The sequence below is a fragment of the Achromobacter spanius genome (assembly GCF_029637605.1).
Lineage (GTDB): Bacteria > Pseudomonadota > Gammaproteobacteria > Burkholderiales > Burkholderiaceae_B > Achromobacter > Achromobacter spanius_E.
Genome location: NZ_CP121261.1, coordinates 1067517 through 1084216 on the forward strand (window position 1 = coordinate 1067517; position 16700 = coordinate 1084216).

The following is a 16700-nucleotide window of genomic DNA, read 5'->3' on the forward strand; positions in this document are numbered from 1 at the left end:
GCTTTCCTAAGCGGCCAAGTTGCGCTTCAAGGCGTGGATCATGTCTGCGCGCGCCTCTTGTGCTTGCGGCAGCAGGCGCGTCATGCCGATGAAGCTGTGCGGCACGCCGGAGTAGACGACCAGCATGGGCGCCGCGCCGGTGGCGAAGAGCTTGTTGGCGAGATCCAGCGTGTCGTCCAGCAGCGGGTCCAGCGCGGCGGCTTGCAGGATCAGCGGCGGCAGGCCGTTCATGTCGGCATGCAGTGGGGCGACGCCGGGGTCGCTTAACTGCGCGGCGTCGGTAACGTACTGCCGCCAATACCAATCCAGCTTTTCCGTGGACAGGCCAAAGCGTCCGTCGCCATAGGCGTCGTGTGAAGGCGTGTCGTCGCGGGCGGAGAGCATGCCGTAGATGACGACGCCGGTCTTGATGAAGGCGTCGCCCTCGTCGCGCAGGCGTTGCAGCGCGGCCAGCGTGAGGTTGCCGCCGGCGGATTCGCCGCCGACCGACAGGCGCGACGCATCCAGGCCCAAGGAGGGCGCCTGGTCGCGCAGCCAGCGCAGCGCGCCCAGCACCTGTTCCAGCGCGACAGGGTAGCGGGCTTCGGGCGACAGGGCGTAAGACAGGCCCGCCGTCACGATGCCGGCATCGGCCGCGATCTCGCGTTTCCAGCGGTCCAGTGATTCCAGGTCGCCGTGCGCGAAGCCGCCGCCATGCAGGTGCAGGTACAAGGGCAGCGGTGCGTCATTCGCGCCTTCCGGGTAGTACAGGCGCAGCGTGGCGGGCACGGACAGATGGTCCAGCCGATGTTCCTCCACGCGGCCAACGGGGGGCGCGGGCTGGCTCAACCACTGTTGGTAGGCGCGGCTTTTTTCGCGGAATTCAGCGATGGGGGTGGTCAGCACGTTGGGCGTGGCTACGCCGTGCTGCTGGGCCAAGGCCTGCGCGGCCAAGACTTCGGGCGCAAGGGTAGGGGTGTGGGAAGCGTCGCTCATGGGAGTCCAGTAGGGGGGGGCAATGCGGGGAACGCGCCAGTATGACGCGGATTGCGCGGCCCTGCTGAAACCCGCTTGCGCGGCCCCGCTTGGCGCTATCATCGTTGCGTCCTCGGCCACGCCGGTCCATTGTGTTTTGCCAGGCTTGCTGTTGTCACGCTTGCCTTGTCACCCTTTATCGCCTTCTTGGAAACGCCTCGCATGAACGATCGCCTACACCAGACGCTGCTTCGGTTTGACCAGTACAACGGCACCGATCCGAATCTGTTTACCTGGCAGGGCGAGACCTGTCCGCAGGAACTGTTCCTGGCGCAGAAGCTGCATGAATGGGTGCTGAAGCTGGCGCCGGATGCGCCCTTGCCGCTGGTGCTGGCGTCGCGCTGCCAGCACATCGGGCGCTGGGAGATCAGCCGCAAGAGCTATCCCGATGGGCGCGTGGGCTATCTGACGTGGCGCAAGGCCTTGGCGCGGCACCATGCCGCCGTGGCGGAAGGCATCCTGCGCGAGACGGGCTACGAGGACGAGGTGATCGACCGCGTCAAGACCATCGTCATGAAGCAGGGCATCAAGCAGGACGCGGATGTGCAGACCATGGAAAACGCCTTGTGCCTGGTGTTCCTGCAATATCAGTACGAAGCCTTTCACCCGGCGCATGGCGAGAAGATCGTGGAGATCTTGCGGAAGTCTTTGCAGAAGATGGACGCGGCGGGCCACAAGTGGGCGCTGACCTTGCCATATAGCGCGGCGGGGACGGCCTACCTGGAAAAGGCGTTGGCGGCGTAAAGGGCGGCACACGTGGCGGTTAACACGTGGCGGTTAACACGCACCACGAGCAAAAACACACAAGCCCGGCCGCGACGATGACGTCGCGAGCCGGGCTTGTTGCCGTCGTGCAAGCCGGAGCTTGCGCAAAGGCGGTATGACTACGCAGGCTTGTCGGTGGTCGTATCGTCGGCAGCCTTGGCGGATGCGTCGCTGGACGAAGCCGGCGTGTCGACGGATGCCGAGTCAGCAGAGATTTCCGTGGGCTTGTCAGCCGAAGACTCAGACTCAGACGAAGCCGAAGATGCAGTTGAAGATGCAACCGACGAGTCGGGCGATGACTCAGCCGGCGCTTGCGGTGCCGACTGGACCGGCGCCGTGACAGGCGCCGAGACCGGAGCAGCGACGGCAGCAGAGGCCGAAGCGGCGACGTCAGCGGCCGCATTCGCGGCAGGCGCTTCGCCAGAGGCAGCGGCAGCCGCCGCTTCCTTTTTGGCCTTGTTGCGCGCGGCGGCGTTCTTGGACGCGCTGCGCGAGGCCATGCGCTTGGCATGCTTGGCTTCGTTGGCGGTGACGGCGCCCGAGGGTTCGCCGTTCAGGTCCACGCGCGGGGCGTCTTCCACCATGCAGGCCCAGTAGCGGCGGCCATCACACCAGGTCTTGACCGCTTCCTTGATCTGCGCCTCGTCCAGTTGCAGGGCTTGGGCATGCTGGATCAAGTCGCCCAGCACGCCCAGCTTGAGCGGCAGCTTCGGGGCGGGATTCTTGGGGAAGGCCTTGGGAAACTGGCGTTGCAGGCGCGAGATCGCGACCACGACCGGGTCCACCGGCGATTCGCGGCGTTCGCGCTGCGGGCGCTGACCCTTGTCGCCGCTTTGCGAGCGAGCGTTCTTCTCACCGCCTTGCGGGCGCGGGCCCTTGCCGCCACCAGGCGGGCGAGGTCCTTTGCCGCCGCCTTGCGGACGCGCGTCTTTCTTGGGGGTAGGCTCTTCAGGCGCCTGCTTGGTGATCAAGGCCCGGATCGCGGCTAACTGTTCTAGTCCCATGTGCTACACAAAAAAAAGGTTGAGGCCGTGAGCATCAGCGCTCGGGCGGTTATCCAGACTGCACCACAAGCAGTGCCAGGAATAAAAGAATGCCGAACGCGGCCAGGGCAAACGGCAGTAGTAGAACATACACGCCGCGTTCTTGCCCCTGTCCGTGGGCCAAACCTGCCGCAATCGACATCCGTACGGGGGAAAAAATGCCCATGGCCGTGCCCGAAACGTGTAATAGCGCAGCCGCGGCCGGCACGTTCAAACCCGCGTTAAGCGCCAATGATAGCTGCGACGGCATGAACAGGCTGTTTGGCGCGTTGCCGCTGTTGGCCAGCATGCCGAACGCGCCCGCCAGCAAGGGAGTGATCAGCAAGGTCCATTCCCGCAGCGTGGTGTAGAGGCCATCGGCATAGGCTTGCGAGATGCCGGCGCCCGCCAGCACTTCGGCCATCATCGCGAACAGGAAGACGGACATGACGGCGTGGCGGCCCGTACGCCACGCGGCGCGTGCCTGAGTCGTCAACGCGCGCGGTTGGCGGCGCCAGGCGGCCAGCGCCAGCGCGCCCGCGATCAGCCAACTGCCTGCGTGTAAAAAAGGTTTCCAGGCGGGCAGGTCGGCAAAGGGATGGATGTCGGCCCAGGCGCCCAGCGTGTGGTTGATCGCGGGAACGAGCCGTGTGACGGCCAGGCAGGCGATCACCAGCATGTAGGGCAGCGCGCGTCGGGCGGCGGCCAGCGCCTGGGCACGGTCGGGGCGGCGGTCCAGCACGAAGCGCAGCACGATCAAGGGCCCAAAGGACGCCAGCAGCGCGGTTTCGGGGCCCAGCACGGCCGTGGCGGCGCTGAGCAAGGCCAGGCTGGCCGTGATCCAGGCGGCTTCGCGCCCGTGTTCGGCGGTGTCGGCGCGCAAGCCCGCGTGGCGCGCGGTGCGCCAGAACAGCAGCATCCACACGGCCATCAGCAAGGCTACCGCCACCATGCTGTACAGCGCCAGTTGCGTGGCCGGCACGCGCGCATAGGCGGATGCCAGCAAGGTGCCGCTACCCATCGCGCCCCACGGGATCAGGGTCTGGCTCAACAAGGCGAACACCATGATGTCGCGCGGTTTCAAGCCCAGCGGGCGGATCAGCAGCACCGTGCCCAGCATGCCGACGCCAAACCCCGTGGCGGATTCCGCGAAAGGACCAATCAGGAAACAGGCAAAGAACAAGCGCCGCCGGCGGGCCAGCGGGTCATTCAATTCAGGGTGCGCGGCGGCGGCTTGCGCGGGCGCCTGGCCCTGCGAGGCCATCTGCCAGAACAGCAAGCCGCCCAGAATGTAGGGCGTGATGATCCAGCCGATCCACGCCCCACGCTCAAGCGTCACCGCCAATTGCGCGCCGCCGAAGGGCGCTCCGCCAAAGGGCGCTCCGCCGAAGGGCGCACCGCCAAAGGGCACGGGTGCGGCGAAGAGCGCAATGGGAATGGCGGCGCACAGCCCCAGCACGGCGGCTACCGTCGTGTTGACGCGCCCGCTGGCGATGGCGCCGATCACGGTCAGGGCGGGCAGGGACCACAGCAGGTAGATCATCGGCGGGGCGCTAACGTTGATGCCGCTTGTTGATACCGCTTATTGCGGCGTGGCCTTGGCAGGCGAACGCAGCACGATCTGCGTGATTTCCGAGGGGCGGCCCAGGCGGATCGGGAATCCTGGCCAGAGCCCGGCGCCGTTGCTGACGTACAGGTGCATGCCGTCCACGTCGTACTCGCCCGATACATAGCCTTCGTTAACCAGTTGCGTCAGCAGGTGCGGCCCCAGAATCTGCCCGCCATGCGTATGGCCGGACAGTTGCAGCCCGGCTCCGGCCCGGGCGTTCAACGCCGCGCCGATGGGGCGATGGCTCAGCAGGATGACCGGGTCCGTCGCCGGCACGCCGTCCAGCGCGCGCGTCACATCCGGCACGTCCTCGCCGTAGGCGGCCGCCATTTTGTCCGTGACGCCGGCCAGCACCAGGCGCTGGCCGTCGGGCATCAAGGTCACGTGCTCGTTCAGCAACAGGCGCAGGCCCAGGTGTTCAAACGCGGGCAGCCAGCGTCGGTACTCCGCGTAGTACTCGTGGTTGCCGGGGATGGCGTAGACGCCATGGCGGGCGCGCAGCGCCTGCAGCGGCAGCACATCGGCCGCGCGGGCGTCGGTGGTGCCGTCGACCAGATCGCCCGTGATCACGATCAGGTCAGGCTTCAAGCCGTTGGTCTTGTCGACCACGGCCTGCATCCAGGGCGCTTCCAGCAGCCGACTGGCGTGCAGGTCGGTCAGTTGCACCAGCCGAAACCCATCCAGCTCAGGCGGCAGCTTGGGCAAGGCGATTTCAAGCGTCTTCACATCGGGCACGCGCACGGCCTGCCACACGCCGATGGCTGACAGCGCCATGGCCAGCACGGCGGCGGTGGCGCCCCAGCGGCGCGCGCCCAGCAAGCGCCGGCCGCGCGCGCGTGACACGGCGTAAACCGCCACGCCCGCCACGTCGCGCACCAGCAGCAGCATGGCCAGCAAGAGCAGCCCGCCGAAGAGCCAGCCCAGCAACATGATCAGCGTGGCGGGAATCTCGGGAGAAGCCATCGAGCCGAAGAAGTGGCGCGTCACCAGATGGTGTTCGGCAATGGCAATCAGCAAGGCGGACAGCAGCAGCTTGGCCGGTTTGGATAAATACAGGGGCAGGACGAAACGCCAGATGACGTAGAGACTGATCAGTCCCGTGAAGACATGGAACACGCGGTGATTCCTACTGGTGGGGCGATGGATGTGGCGGGAAGCAGAGCCGGAAAAGCGCGGCCGAAACCAGCGACATTATGCCGGTGCTACCGCGTGTGAAGGCGTTCAATCAATAAAACCATGTTGGGGTATCGGCAACTCGACATCACGTCGTAAATTCGCAACAACAGATAGTTATGAGAATTAGTCGCATTACACTTTCTCCCCACATCAAAAGCCCATTCAGGGAGAGGAAGCCAGCATGCAAGCAGCCAGGCCGCAGCGCCGCAAACCCCGTATTCACTCTGTTGATCAGCCAGGCTTGCCTCTACGCCGCACCTCCGTCCTGGTGCTGATGGCGCTGGCTTGCGCCGGTGCGGCCGCGCAGGACAGCGCCGTGGCAACCTTGCCCACCGTGCAGGTCGTGGGCGAGGGCGACCCGACCACGACGGAAGGGACGGGGTCCTACACGCCGCGCGCCACGGCCGCCGGCACGGGCCTGCCGCTGACGTTGCGCGAGACACCGCAGTCGGTCACGGTGGTGACGCGCCAGCGCATGGAAGACGAAAACATGTTGTCCCTGGCCGACGTCATGGCCAGCACGCCCGGCATCTCGGTGCAGAACTACGACAGCGAGCGTTATTCATTCAGCTCGCGCGGTTTCGCCATTACCAATTACCTGTACGACGGCGTACCCACCGACTTCGACACGGGCTATGCAGGCGGCGAATCGTCCATCGACCCCATCATCTATGACCGCGTGGAAGTCGTGCGGGGCGCCACCGGCCTGTTGACGGGCTCGGGCAATCCGTCGGCATCCATCAACCTGGTGCGCAAACACGCCACCAGCCGCGAATTCAAGGCCGATGTCAGCGTCAGCGCCGGCAATTGGGACACGTATCGCGGCACGCTGGACCTGTCCACGCCGCTGAACAAATCCGGCAGCGTGCGCGGCCGCATCGTGTCGGCCTACCAGGACAACCATTCGTACCTGGACGGCTATCAGAACAAGAAAAAGATCTTCTACGGCGTGGTGGACGCGGACCTGACCTCGCGCACCACCTTCAGCGCGGGCTTCAACTACCAGGACAATGACCCGCAGCGCAGCAGTTGGGGCGGCTTTCCGCTGTGGTACGCGGACGGCGGGCGCACTGACTGGAAGCGGTCGTTGAATACCGGCGCGGACTGGAGTTCCTGGGCCAGCACCACCTCGGGCGGCTTCGCCAGCCTGGAACACCGCTTTGACAACGACTGGCGCGTGCAGGCCGTGGCGTCTCATTCCAAGCACGAAATGGATGGCAAGCTGCTGTACCTGTACGGTTGGCCCGATCGCGAAACCGGCTTGGGCGTGAATGGATCGCCCGCCTGGTACGTGGGCGATCGCAAGCAGAACAGCCTGGACCTGAAGGCCTCCGGCCCGTTCACCGCATTCGGCCGCCGCCATGAAGCGGTGGTGGGCGCCAGCTTCACCCGGCAATACGCGGACTTCGATTACCGCTCGGCGCTGGACGCCGCGCCGGTAGGCAACTTCTTCAACTGGGATGGCTCGTATCCCGAACCGCAATGGAGCGACACCGCCGTCACCGCCAGCCGCTACACCACCAAGCAAAGCGGCTGGTACGGCGCGCTGCGCCTTAACCTGGCCGACCCCCTGAAGCTGATCGTGGGCGGGCGCTACAGCACGTGGAAGACGGACTCGGTGGGCTTTGGCGGCGGCAACCGCACGGCCTTCGACAAGGACGCCTTCATTCCCTACGCGGGCTTGCTGTACGACATCAACGAGACCTACACGGCCTACGTCAGCTACACCGGCATCTTCAACCCGCAAAGCTACCAGGACCGCAACGGCAGTTGGCTGGACCCGCTGGAAGGCAAGTCCTATGAAGCCGGTATCAAGGGCGAATTCCTGGAAGGCCGGCTGAACGCCAGCGCCGCGATTTTTCAAGTCGAGCAGGACAACGTCGCTCAGACCGATCCGGGTTACTTGGTGCCGGGTTCGATCAACCAGGCGTACCGGGCCGCACAAGGTACGCGCAGCCGTGGCTTCGACCTGGAGATGTCGGGTGAAGTGACGCCGGGCTGGAACGTGGCGGCCGGTTGGTCGCATTGGACGGCCCGCGATGGTGACGGCGCCCCCATCCAGACCGACCAGCCGCGCTCGCTGGTGCGCCTGTTCACCACCTACCAGTTGCCGGGCGATTGGAACCGCCTGACGGTGGGCGGCGGCGTCAACTGGCAAAGCGGGGTGTACACGATTGCCAGCGGCCCCAATGGCGATGAACGCGTCAGCCAGGGCAGCTACGCCATCACCAACCTGATGGCGCGCTATCGCTTCAACCGCAACCTGTCGGCGCAGTTGAATGTGAACAACGTGTTTGATCGCAAGTACTACAGCCAGGTCGGCTTCTACAGCCAGGGGGCCTGGGGCGCGGGCACCAGCGCGATGTTGACGATGCGCTATCAGTACTAAGCGTGGGTGGCGCTCATGCGCTTGTGCAGAGCGCCACCGGGCAGTCACGCAAGAGCGCGGTCAAGGGCACTTCGCCCGCCGTGTTCGCGCTGACCTGAGCCCTGGACAACACGTTGCAGAGCGCGCTCGCATCAATATCCGGGGGAAGAACAACGCGGGTGTCTTCCCAGTAACGCGAGGCCTGCGCCGCTTGGTCCGTTGCATACGCCACCAACGCCCGCGCGCATAACCGGGGCGCCACGGCCATCACGCAGCGCCCTTCATGGCGGCGCACGTAGGCGATCACGTGCGCCGCGCGTGGGCCGATGACGGCAAGCGGCGTGCAATCCCCGTGGCTGAACAGGTCGGGGTGGTGGGCACGCAGCGCCAGGGCGCGGCGGATCAGTTGCTGCTTGATGGCGCCGCTGCGCCACGCTGCCGCGTCGGTGGCCATGGGCAGGTCAGCATCTTCTGCCTTCAGCAACGCCGCGCGTTCGGCGTAGTCGACAGGACGGCGGTTGTCGGGGTCGACCAGGCTGAAGTCCCACAGGTCGGTGCCTTGGTACAGGTCGGGCACGCCGGGTAGCGTGTTGCGCAACAAGGTCTGGGTCAGGCTGTTCACCAGCCCGGCGGGGGCGATGCGCAGCGCCCAGTCGCCGATGTCGCGCAGCAGCGCCTGGCCATCGCCGGGGTCTTGCAAGGCCGTGATGCAGGCGCGCGCGGCGTCTTCGTAGGCGGCGTCCGGGTCGGTCCAACTGGTGTGCAGCTTGGCTTCACGCAAGGCTTTTTCCTGCCACTGCGCAAGGCGTTCAAGCAATTCAGAGACGGACGCGGTGACCTCGGCACTGCCGTCATCGAAGCTTTCGGCCGACAGCGACAGCGGCCACGCCCCCACCAAGCTTTGCAGCAGCAGATAGCGGTCGGCGGGGCTGGGCGCGCCCGGCTTGGCCAGGCGCGGTATCCATGCGCCCACCATGCGCAGCCATTCGTCGGGTGCTTCGCTCAGCACGGCCAGCCGGGCACGGGTGTCTTCGCCGCGTTTGTGGTCATGCGTGGCGGTGGCCAGCATGGCGTGGGGATGCGTGCGCGCGCGCGCGGCGCTCAGCGCATGAAAGGCTTGCAGCGGCAGCGCAAAGCGCGTGGGGCTGGAGCCCACCTCGTTGCGCGACAGCAGCGGGCCTCGGCGGTAGAACAAGGTGTCTTCCAGTGCCTTGGCCGCCAGCGGCGGAGTCAGTTGCTGGAAGCGGCGCAAGGCTAGCGCGCGGGCTTGCGTTACGGCGGTGTCGGCCACGTCCTGTTGCGCCGCACCGTCCAGCCATTCGTCGATCTGTTCCAGCAAGCGCGCGTCAGCGGTGGCGTCGCCCAGCGCTTCTCGCGCCTGGTCCAGCGCAACGCGGCACCAATGCGCATCCGCCGCGCTGCGGCCCCCGTCTTCCGCATAGCTGCGGTACACCGGAAACGCCGCCAGCAAAGCCGTCAGCACGCGGTCGATGGCCGGACCGGTCCAATCGCGCGTGCGCAGGTCGAAGCGGGCGATGCGCGTCAGCGCGCGCACCAGCGCCTGTCGTTCGGCGGGGAAATGCCGTGCCAGCATGCGGTGGCGCGCGTCGCGCAGTTGGGCAGTAGCGTCGCGCGGGTCGCCGCTAAGCGCGGCCCAGCAGCGATCAAGCTGGGCCTGCGCCTCGGGCGCATGCAGCAGCGCGCCCACCTGGTCCATGAAGTCGTAGCCGGTGGTGCCCTCGGTGGGCCAGCGCGCGTCCAGCGATTCGTCGTCGGCCAGGATTTTTTCAATGATCAGGTAGGCGCCGCCGGGCAGGCCGGCCTGTTTGCGTTCGCCTTCCGCTTGCCGCAAGGCGTGGCGCAAACGGCGCAGATAGGCGCCGGGGCTGGCCAGGCCGTCAATGTGGTCGATGCGCAAGCCGTCCAGCACGCCTTCGCGATACAGGCGCAGCACCAGCCCATGCACGGCGTCGAAGACCGCGCTGTCTTCCACGCGCACGCCAACCAGTTCGCTGATTTCGAAGAAGCGGCGCCAGTTGATCTGGTCGGGCGCGGTGCGCCACCAAGCCAGCCGGTAGTGCTGGCGTTCCAGCAATGCATGCAGCCGCTCGCGACCCGAGTCGGTGGCCGATTCGCCAGCCAGCGAGCCCGGTGCAAGCGGCAGGTGCTGGCCGCCCGCGTTGATATGGCAGGTGCCCGCATCCGCATCGTGTTCCAGGCGGATGTCGCCCGCCGCCAGCGCCTGGCCGTATAGGTCGCCCAGCACGGGCAGCAGCACCTTGCCGCGCAACGCGGGGTCGGGCGCATCCCAATCGATATCGAAGGTGGTGGCGTGCGCGCTGTCTTGCCCGTGCCGCAGCACGTCGGCCCACCAGGGGTTCGAGGCATGCGCCGCCATGTGGTTGGGCACGATGTCTGCAATCAGCCCGAGGCCGCGCGCGCGGGCGGCGTCCGCCAGCCGGCGCAGGGCGCTTTCCCCGCCCAGCTCATCACTGACCCGCTGATGGTCGATCACGTCATAACCGTGGGTAGACCCGGCTCGCGCCTGGGTGATGGGCGACAAGTACAGGTGGCTGACGCCCAGCGCGGCGTAGTAGGGAAGCTGCGCGCGGGCGTCGTCCAGCGTGAAGCCGGCATGCAGTTGCAGGCGCGCGGTGGCGCGGGGGATCAGGGTCTGGTTCATCGCCGCCCCCGCACGGCGCGCACCGGCCGCAGCCGCGCCTGGCTGTTGGGTGCGCTCAGGCAGTCCGCCACGGACAGCGGCACGCGCTGGCGCCAGTTGGGATGATGCGTGGTGGTGCCGGGCAGGTTGGGCTGGTCCAACTGGCCGGTCAGGTCTTCCAGCGGAACCAGCATCAAGGGGCAAGGCGTGGCGGCGACAAAGCCCAGCAGTTCGGCGCTGGGCGTCTCACGCGGCAGCGGCAAGGTGGATGCGGCCGGCGAGCAGGACTGGACCGAGCGCCACAAGGTAGCGCGGTCTTCCAGGCGCTCGGCGCGCAGCGCGGCCTGGTCCTGGTCAGGCGCCAGCAAGCGCAGGCGGGAGCGCCACAGGATGTCTTGCGCATGCCACCAGCCTTCCAGGGTGGGCAGATCATGGGTCGTGGTCATGGCGACGGCATTGGCGGGCCACTGCGAGGGTGGCAGGAATTCGGGGGGCTCGACGGAGGGGGCTGGCGGTGTTGCGCTATCGGCGCCCGCTTCGGGCGCGGAACCGGTGCCGCGCATGAACCACAGCACGTCCATGCCCAGCACCCCGTGCGCTTCCAACTGCGCATCAAACCCTTCCGGCACCGTGCCCAGGTTTTCACCGACGATCAGCGCGCGGTGCAAGCGGGCTTCCAGCGCGGTCAGGCGCAGCAGGTGTTGCAAGGGAAAGCGCAGGTAGCCGCCGTCTTGCGGGCTGGCGCCATCGGGAATCAGCCACATCCGGGCCATGCCCAGGATGTGGTCGATGCGCAGTCCGCCGGCGTGGGCCAGGCAGGCGCGCAGCATTGCCAGAAAGGCCGAGTAACCGGAGGCCTGCAAGGCGGTGGGCGACAGCGCGGTCAGGCCCCAGCCTTGGCCCAGCGGGTTGTACAGGTCGGGCGGCGCGCCCACGCTGGCGTGTGTCATCAGGTCGGCCCCCCGGCTCCAGGCGTGGCTGCCCAGCGGGCTGCCGCCTACCGCCAGATCGGCCACCACACCCACCCGCATGCCGGCATCGCGGCCCGCGTGCTGTACCCGCTTCAGGCTTTCGGAGGCCAGCCATTGGCTGAACATGTGCGCGTCGACATCGTGCGCGTGGTCGGTCGCATAGCGTTGCGCGGCCGCCGAGCGCGGGTGGTGCAATTCGGTGGGCCATTGTGTCCAGGGCACGGGCGCGCCCGCAGCCAGACTGTGCTTGGCGTGCAGGGCTTCGAACAGCGCGTGTTCGAACAGGTCGGGGCCGGCGGCGGTGCGGTAGCTGTCGTAGGCGCGGCGCTGCTCGGCGCTGGCGTGGGTGGTGAAGCGGTCGTGCAGGCGGCGCAGCAGTTGCTGGCGAAAACCCGCCGCCGCGGGCCAGTTGATCAAGGGTTGTGCGTCCAGCACAGGCAGGCGCGCCGGGGTCATGCCCGCCAGCGCGTCGCGCACGGCATCCGCGCCCAGGATGCCGGCGGGGTCGGCGTACAGCGTGTTCAGGAACAAACGGCTGGATGGCGAATACGGGCTGCACTGTGCCGGGTCCGCCGCGAACATGGCGTGCACGGGGCTGATGGCCAGCGCATCGGCGCCGGCCGCCCCGCTGGCGACGGCCAGATCGCGCAGGGCACCGAAATCACCAAAGCCGTGCGTGGCCTGTGTCGGGTCGGGGCCGGGGCGCCGCAGGCTGTAAACCTGTACGGCCAGGCCCCAGGCGCGGGCGTCCTGGGCTTGCAGCAGTTCATCCAGCGACGGCGCGCACGGCGGGCAGACGGCAAGGGTCGTAACGCCGGCCTGGGTGTGCACGGTGTAGTAGCCGGGGGTGGTTGGCGCGCGCAAGGTCGCGGCGGCGTCTTGTCCCGGTGTCGTGCGGCCAGAGAGGGCCGGCCCTGAAGCGGGTTCGATGCGATACGTACCGGCGCAGCCGGGCGGCAGCGGCACGGCCTCGCCCGGCAGGGCGATCAGCATCGCGGGCAGGTGCGCCTGCGCGCTCAGCGCGGCCAGGCGTTGGCGGCTGTCGCGGATGTCCGCCTCGGAATCGGCGGGCAGATCCATGGCGGCCAGCAGCGCGCGCAAGGTGTCGGGCGACACGCGGCGGGGGCGCTGGCCGGCGTCGGTCCAGTACTCGGCAATGCCGGCCTCGGCGGCCAGCTCGGACAGCCCCGCATGGGTGGCGGCGCTCATGCGGCGTCCTCCAGCAGCCAGACCGTGCTTTCTGAACAAAGGCTGCCTTGGCTCAAGGCGTCGAACGCGCCCGCGCGCGACTCGAACAGCAAGGACGAGAACAACGGCGGGGTGGTGGCTTGCTTGCGCGGCAAGGCAGCGGGCATCGGCCCCAGGTTGATGTACGCCGTCAGCAAGGCGCCGTCGCCCAGGCGCCAGCGGGCATGCACGCTGTGGTCGCCCACGGCACGGGCGAAGACGTTGCGCGCGCCATTCATTCGTGGCGCGATGAGGCGCAGGCGCAGGTCCAGCAGCGCGCGGTACAGGTCGCGCCACTGCTGTGCTTCCGGGTTGTCGGCCCCGGACCAGGGCGAGCTTTTCTGCCAGGTGGTTTCGGCGTTCGGGTCTGGCACGGGCTCGCCATTGGCGCCTGCAAACTCCGGGAACGCGGCGAATTCGCGCTGGCGGCCTTCGCGCACCGCCTGCGCCAGCGCCGGGTCGGTATGGCTGGTGAAGTACAGGAAGGGCGCGCGGCTGCCGGATTCCTCACCCATGAAGATCAGCGGAATCTGCGGCGCCAGCAGTTGTAGCGTGACGGCGGCGCGCAGGCGTTCGGCGTTTTCGGCAAGCTCGGTCAGCCGCTCGCCCCAGGCGCGGTTGCCGGTCTGGTCATGGTTTTGCAGGAACAGCACGAAGGCCGTGGGCGGCAGGTGGCCGCTGGGTTCGCCACGCGCGGCGCCTTGCCGGTAGCGCGAAGGCTGGCCTTGATACAGCCACCCTTCGGCCAGGCAGCGCGCCAGCGCCTGGGCGGGTTGTTCCGCGTAGTCGGCGTAGTAGCCGCGGGATTCCCCGGTCAGCAGGTGATGCAGCACGTGGTGCGCGTCGTCGTTCCATTGCGCGTCGTAGCCGTCGGTCAGCAGGCTGGCGCGGTTGTCGTCGTTTTCCAGCACCAGGTGCAGGTGGCGCTGCGCCGGCACCTGGCCACGGACAAAGCGCGCCAGTTCCACCAGCCAGTCGGGGTCGGTAATGGCGTGCACCGCGTCCAGCCGCAAGCCGTCAAAGCGGTATTCCGTCAGCCAGTACAAGGCGTTTTCTTCAAAGTAGCGGCGCACGGCGGGCTGCCGGAAATCAATGGCGGCCCCCCAGGGCGTGGATACGTCGTCGCGAAAGAAGGGCGCGGCGTATTGGGACAGATAGTTGCCGTCCGGGCCGAAGTGGTTGTAGACCACGTCCAGCATCACGCACAGGCCCAGCCCGTGCGCGGTGTCGATCAGGCGCTTCAGCTCGTCGGGCGTGCCGTAGGCGGTGTCGGGCGCGTAGGGCAGGACGCCGTCGTAGCCCCAGTTGCGCGGGCCGGGGAAGTCCGCGATGGGCATCAGTTCCAGCACGGTGATGCCCAGCCTGGCCAGCTCGGGCAGCCGTTCGGTCAGGCCGGCAAAGCCGCCCGCAAGACCCGGGTGCGCTTCGTAGATGACGGCTTCGCGCCAGGGGCGGCCCATCCAGGAGGCATGCCGCCAGGGGTAGGTGTCCGGCCCGACGACGACGCTGGCGCCATGCACGTCGCCATCCTGCAAGCGCGAGGCGGGGTCGGGCACCAGCAGGTCCTGTCCGATGCGATAGCGATAGCGCGCGCCGGGCTCGCAGTTCACATCCACCTGGGCGTAGCCGTCGGCGTCCGCTTGCAGCGCGATGGGAACGCGCCCCTCTATCACCAGGGCCAGGTCGGCCGGGGCCGACGGCGCCCACAGGCGAAAGCGCGTGCGGCCGTCAGGCAGCGGCAGCGCGCCATGGGTATAGGGTTCAGGCAACACGGTCATGAGGCACTTCCGGGGATGCAGGTGGCGGTCAGCAGGACCAGGCTGTGCGCCTCGACCGTGACCTCGGATTCAGAAACGGGGGCGGCGGGCACTTGCGTGGCCGAGTCCAGTTCACGCAGCCAGGCTTGGGCGGGTTCGGGCAGGGTGAAGGTGGCCGGCTCGGCGCTGGGGTTCATCAGCAGCAAGGAAATATCGGCGCTGCCATCTTCGCGCAGCGCCGCGCGCCGCAAGGCCAGGGTGCGCAATTGCGGGTCCTCCCAGGATTCCTGGTCGATGTAGCCGCCATGCGCGTCCAGCCAGCTGATGGCGCTGACGCCCGGGCAGATCTCCTGCGCCGCATCCCCAAAACGTGCTGCCCGCAGGCTGGGGTGATCGCGCCGCAGCGCCACCACCCGCGCCACGAAGTGGCTCAGCGCGCGGCCCGCGTCGCTCTGCGCCTGCCCCCAGTCCAGCCATGACAGCGGGCCATCCTGGCAATAGGCGTTGTTGTTGCCGTCCTGGCTGTTGCCGAACTCGTCGCCCGCCAGCATCATCGGCGTGCCGTCGGACAGGAACAAGGTGGCCAGCAAGGCGCGCTGCACGCGGCCGCGCCGTTCCAGAATGGTGGCGTCTTCCGTCGGTCCTTCCTCGCCCCAGTTGTGGCTGTAGTTCTCCGAGTGGCCGTCGTTGCCGTTTTCGCCGTTGGCCTCGTTGTGGCTGCCGTCGTAGCTGACCACGTCCTGGATGGTGAAGCCGTCGTGCGAGGACACGAAGTTGATGCTGGCCCAGGGGCGGCGGTGGCGGCGGTCGAAGATGTCGCGCGAGCCGCACAGGCGCGCGGCCATGTCGCCGCGCATGCCTTCGTCGCCGCGCCAGTAGCGGCGCACGGTGTCGCGGTAGCGGTCATTCCATTCGGCCATACCGGGCTGGTGGTTGCCTAGCTGATAGCCGTCGGGGCCTATGTCCCAGGGTTCGGAAATCAGCTTCACGCGGGCCAGCACGGGGTCTTGCAGCAAGGCGTCGAAGAAGCCCGAGCCCGGGTCAAAGCCCGTGCCTTCGCGGCCGAGGGTGACGCCCAGGTCGAAGCGGAAGCCGTCAATGCCATAAGACTGCGTCCAGTAGCGCAGGGAATCCATCACCATTTGCAGGACGCGGGGGTGCGACACGTTGACGGTGTTGCCGCAGCCGGTGTCGTTGATGTAGTAGCGTTCTTCCCCCGGCATCAGCCGGTAATAGCTGGCGTTGTCCAGCCCGCGCCACGACAGTGTCGGCCCCAGCTCGCTGCCTTCGCAGGTGTGGTTGTAGACCACGTCCAGAATCACTTCCAGGCCGGCCGCGTGCAGGCGCCGCACCGCCTGGCGCAGGTCGTTGGGGCCGTTTTGCAGATAGCTCGGTTCCGGCGAGAAGAACGACAGCGTGTTGTAGCCCCAGTAGTTGCGCAAGCCCCGTTCCAGCAGGAAGCGGTCTTGCAGGAAGGCGTGCACGGGCAGCAGTTCCACGGCGGTGACGCCCAGCCGGTGCAGGTGTTCGATAAAGCGCGGGTCGGCCAGCGCGGCGCAGGTGCCGCGCAGTGGCGGGCGCAAGTCCTCGCGCTGCATCGAGACGCCGCGCAGATGCACTTCGTAGAGGGTGGTGTCCGTCCACGGGGTGTCGGGGGCCTTGCTGTTGCCCCAGTTGAACGGCACGTCTTCGGTCACCACCGCCTTGGCCATGGCCGGCGCGCTGTCGCGGCGGTCCATCGACAGGTCGGCGCGCGCGTGATTCAGGCGGTAGCCAAAGAGCGCATCGCTCCAGCTGACCGGCCCGGTCATCTGGCGGGCGTAGGGGTCCAGCAGCAGCTTGTGCGGATTGAAGCGGTGGCCGTTGCGCGGGTCATACGGACCGTGGGCGCGATAGCCGTAGATCAAGCCCGGCTGCGCATCTGGCAGATAGCCGTGCCAGACCTCGTCGGTGCATTCGGGCAAATCGAAGCGGCGCAGTTCCTTGCGGCCACGCGCGTCAAAAATGCACAGTTCGATGCGGGTGGCGTTGGCCGAGAACACAGCGAAATTCACGCCCAGGCCGTCGCTGACGGCGCCAAGCGGATACGGCCGGCCGGTGGTAAGGCGGGTGAACTGAGTGGGGTCCAT

The 16700-nt window shown here is 67.6% G+C and carries 10 protein-coding genes; 2 read left to right on the plus strand and 8 right to left on the minus strand.

Going from position 1 to position 16700, the window contains the following annotated elements:
• Nucleotides 1-6: 6 nt before the first annotated feature.
• Complete coding sequence (locus tag P8T11_RS04720) at nt 7-975, minus strand: alpha/beta hydrolase (protein WP_268078029.1); 969 nt, start codon at nt 973-975, stop codon at nt 7-9.
• A 201-nt stretch (nt 976-1176) separates the two neighbouring features.
• Here P8T11_RS04720 and P8T11_RS04725 point away from each other — a divergent pair, with 201 nt between their 5' ends.
• Complete coding sequence (locus tag P8T11_RS04725) at nt 1177-1758, plus strand: DUF4202 domain-containing protein (protein WP_268078028.1); 582 nt, start codon at nt 1177-1179, stop codon at nt 1756-1758.
• 140 nt (nt 1759-1898) lie between these two features.
• Here the strand turns inward: P8T11_RS04725 and P8T11_RS04730 are convergent, their stop codons facing one another.
• From P8T11_RS04730 to P8T11_RS04740, 3 genes are read right to left on the minus strand one after another with little or no spacing between them, the layout of a single operon-like run.
• Complete coding sequence (locus P8T11_RS04730) at nt 1899-2783, minus strand: ProQ/FinO family protein (RefSeq protein WP_268078027.1); 885 nt, start codon at nt 2781-2783, stop codon at nt 1899-1901.
• Between the two features lie 49 nt (nt 2784-2832).
• Nucleotides 2833-4344 carry a hypothetical protein gene (locus P8T11_RS04735; protein WP_268078026.1) on the minus strand — a complete coding sequence of 504 codons (1512 nt, stop codon included), beginning with the start codon at nt 4342-4344 and terminating at the stop codon, nt 2833-2835.
• Nucleotides 4345-4383: 39 nt separating this feature from the next.
• Entirely contained in the window at nt 4384-5526 is a 1143-nt protein-coding gene (locus P8T11_RS04740) for a metallophosphoesterase (protein ID WP_268078025.1), read from the minus strand.
• Nucleotides 5527-5767: 241 nt separating this feature from the next.
• On the opposite strand from P8T11_RS04740, the gene fhuE reads away from it, so the two are divergent.
• Nucleotides 5768-7975 carry a ferric-rhodotorulic acid/ferric-coprogen receptor FhuE gene (gene fhuE / locus P8T11_RS04745; protein WP_326494492.1) on the plus strand — a complete coding sequence of 736 codons (2208 nt, stop codon included), beginning with the start codon at nt 5768-5770 and terminating at the stop codon, nt 7973-7975.
• A 13-nt stretch (nt 7976-7988) separates the two neighbouring features.
• On the opposite strand, the gene treY is transcribed toward fhuE, so the two are convergent.
• The 4 genes from treY to glgX are packed head-to-tail and all read right to left on the minus strand — an operon-like array spanning nt 7989 to nt 16700.
• Nucleotides 7989-10637: a malto-oligosyltrehalose synthase gene (treY, locus tag P8T11_RS04750; protein WP_268078023.1), complete on the minus strand. Its 2649-nt coding sequence runs from the start codon at nt 10635-10637 to the stop codon at nt 7989-7991.
• On the minus strand, nt 10634-12796 hold the full coding sequence (gene malQ / locus P8T11_RS04755) for a 4-alpha-glucanotransferase (RefSeq protein WP_268078022.1): 2163 nt from the start codon (nt 12794-12796) through the stop codon (nt 10634-10636). Before malQ ends, treY begins: the two co-directional genes overlap by 4 nt.
• Nucleotides 12793-14592, minus strand: coding sequence for a malto-oligosyltrehalose trehalohydrolase (treZ, locus tag P8T11_RS04760; RefSeq protein ID WP_268078021.1), 1800 nt, complete (start codon nt 14590-14592; stop codon nt 12793-12795). The genes malQ and treZ overlap by 4 nt, the downstream gene beginning before the upstream one ends.
• Nucleotides 14589-16700: a glycogen debranching protein GlgX gene (gene glgX, locus P8T11_RS04765; RefSeq protein ID WP_268078020.1), complete on the minus strand. Its 2112-nt coding sequence runs from the start codon at nt 16698-16700 to the stop codon at nt 14589-14591. Before glgX ends, treZ begins: the two co-directional genes overlap by 4 nt.

What these genes read in the sequence shown, in the direction of transcription:
- treZ (WP_268078021.1), bottom strand. Translation starts at nt 14,592, where the DNA reads ATGACCGTGTTGCCTGAACCCTATACCCATGGCGCGCTGCCGCTGCCT.
- glgX (WP_268078020.1), bottom strand. Translation starts at nt 16,700, where the DNA reads ATGGACCCCACTCAGTTCACCCGCCTTACCACCGGCCGGCCGTATCCG.
- fhuE (WP_326494492.1), top strand. Translation starts at nt 5,768, where the DNA reads ATGCAAGCAGCCAGGCCGCAGCGCCGCAAACCCCGTATTCACTCTGTT.
- P8T11_RS04720 (WP_268078029.1), bottom strand. Translation starts at nt 975, where the DNA reads ATGAGCGACGCTTCCCACACCCCTACCCTTGCGCCCGAAGTCTTGGCC.
- P8T11_RS04725 (WP_268078028.1), top strand. Translation starts at nt 1,177, where the DNA reads ATGAACGATCGCCTACACCAGACGCTGCTTCGGTTTGACCAGTACAAC.
- malQ (WP_268078022.1), bottom strand. Translation starts at nt 12,796, where the DNA reads ATGAGCGCCGCCACCCATGCGGGGCTGTCCGAGCTGGCCGCCGAGGCC.
- P8T11_RS04730 (WP_268078027.1), bottom strand. Translation starts at nt 2,783, where the DNA reads ATGGGACTAGAACAGTTAGCCGCGATCCGGGCCTTGATCACCAAGCAG.
- treY (WP_268078023.1), bottom strand. Translation starts at nt 10,637, where the DNA reads ATGAACCAGACCCTGATCCCCCGCGCCACCGCGCGCCTGCAACTGCAT.
- P8T11_RS04735 (WP_268078026.1), bottom strand. Translation starts at nt 4,344, where the DNA reads ATGATCTACCTGCTGTGGTCCCTGCCCGCCCTGACCGTGATCGGCGCC.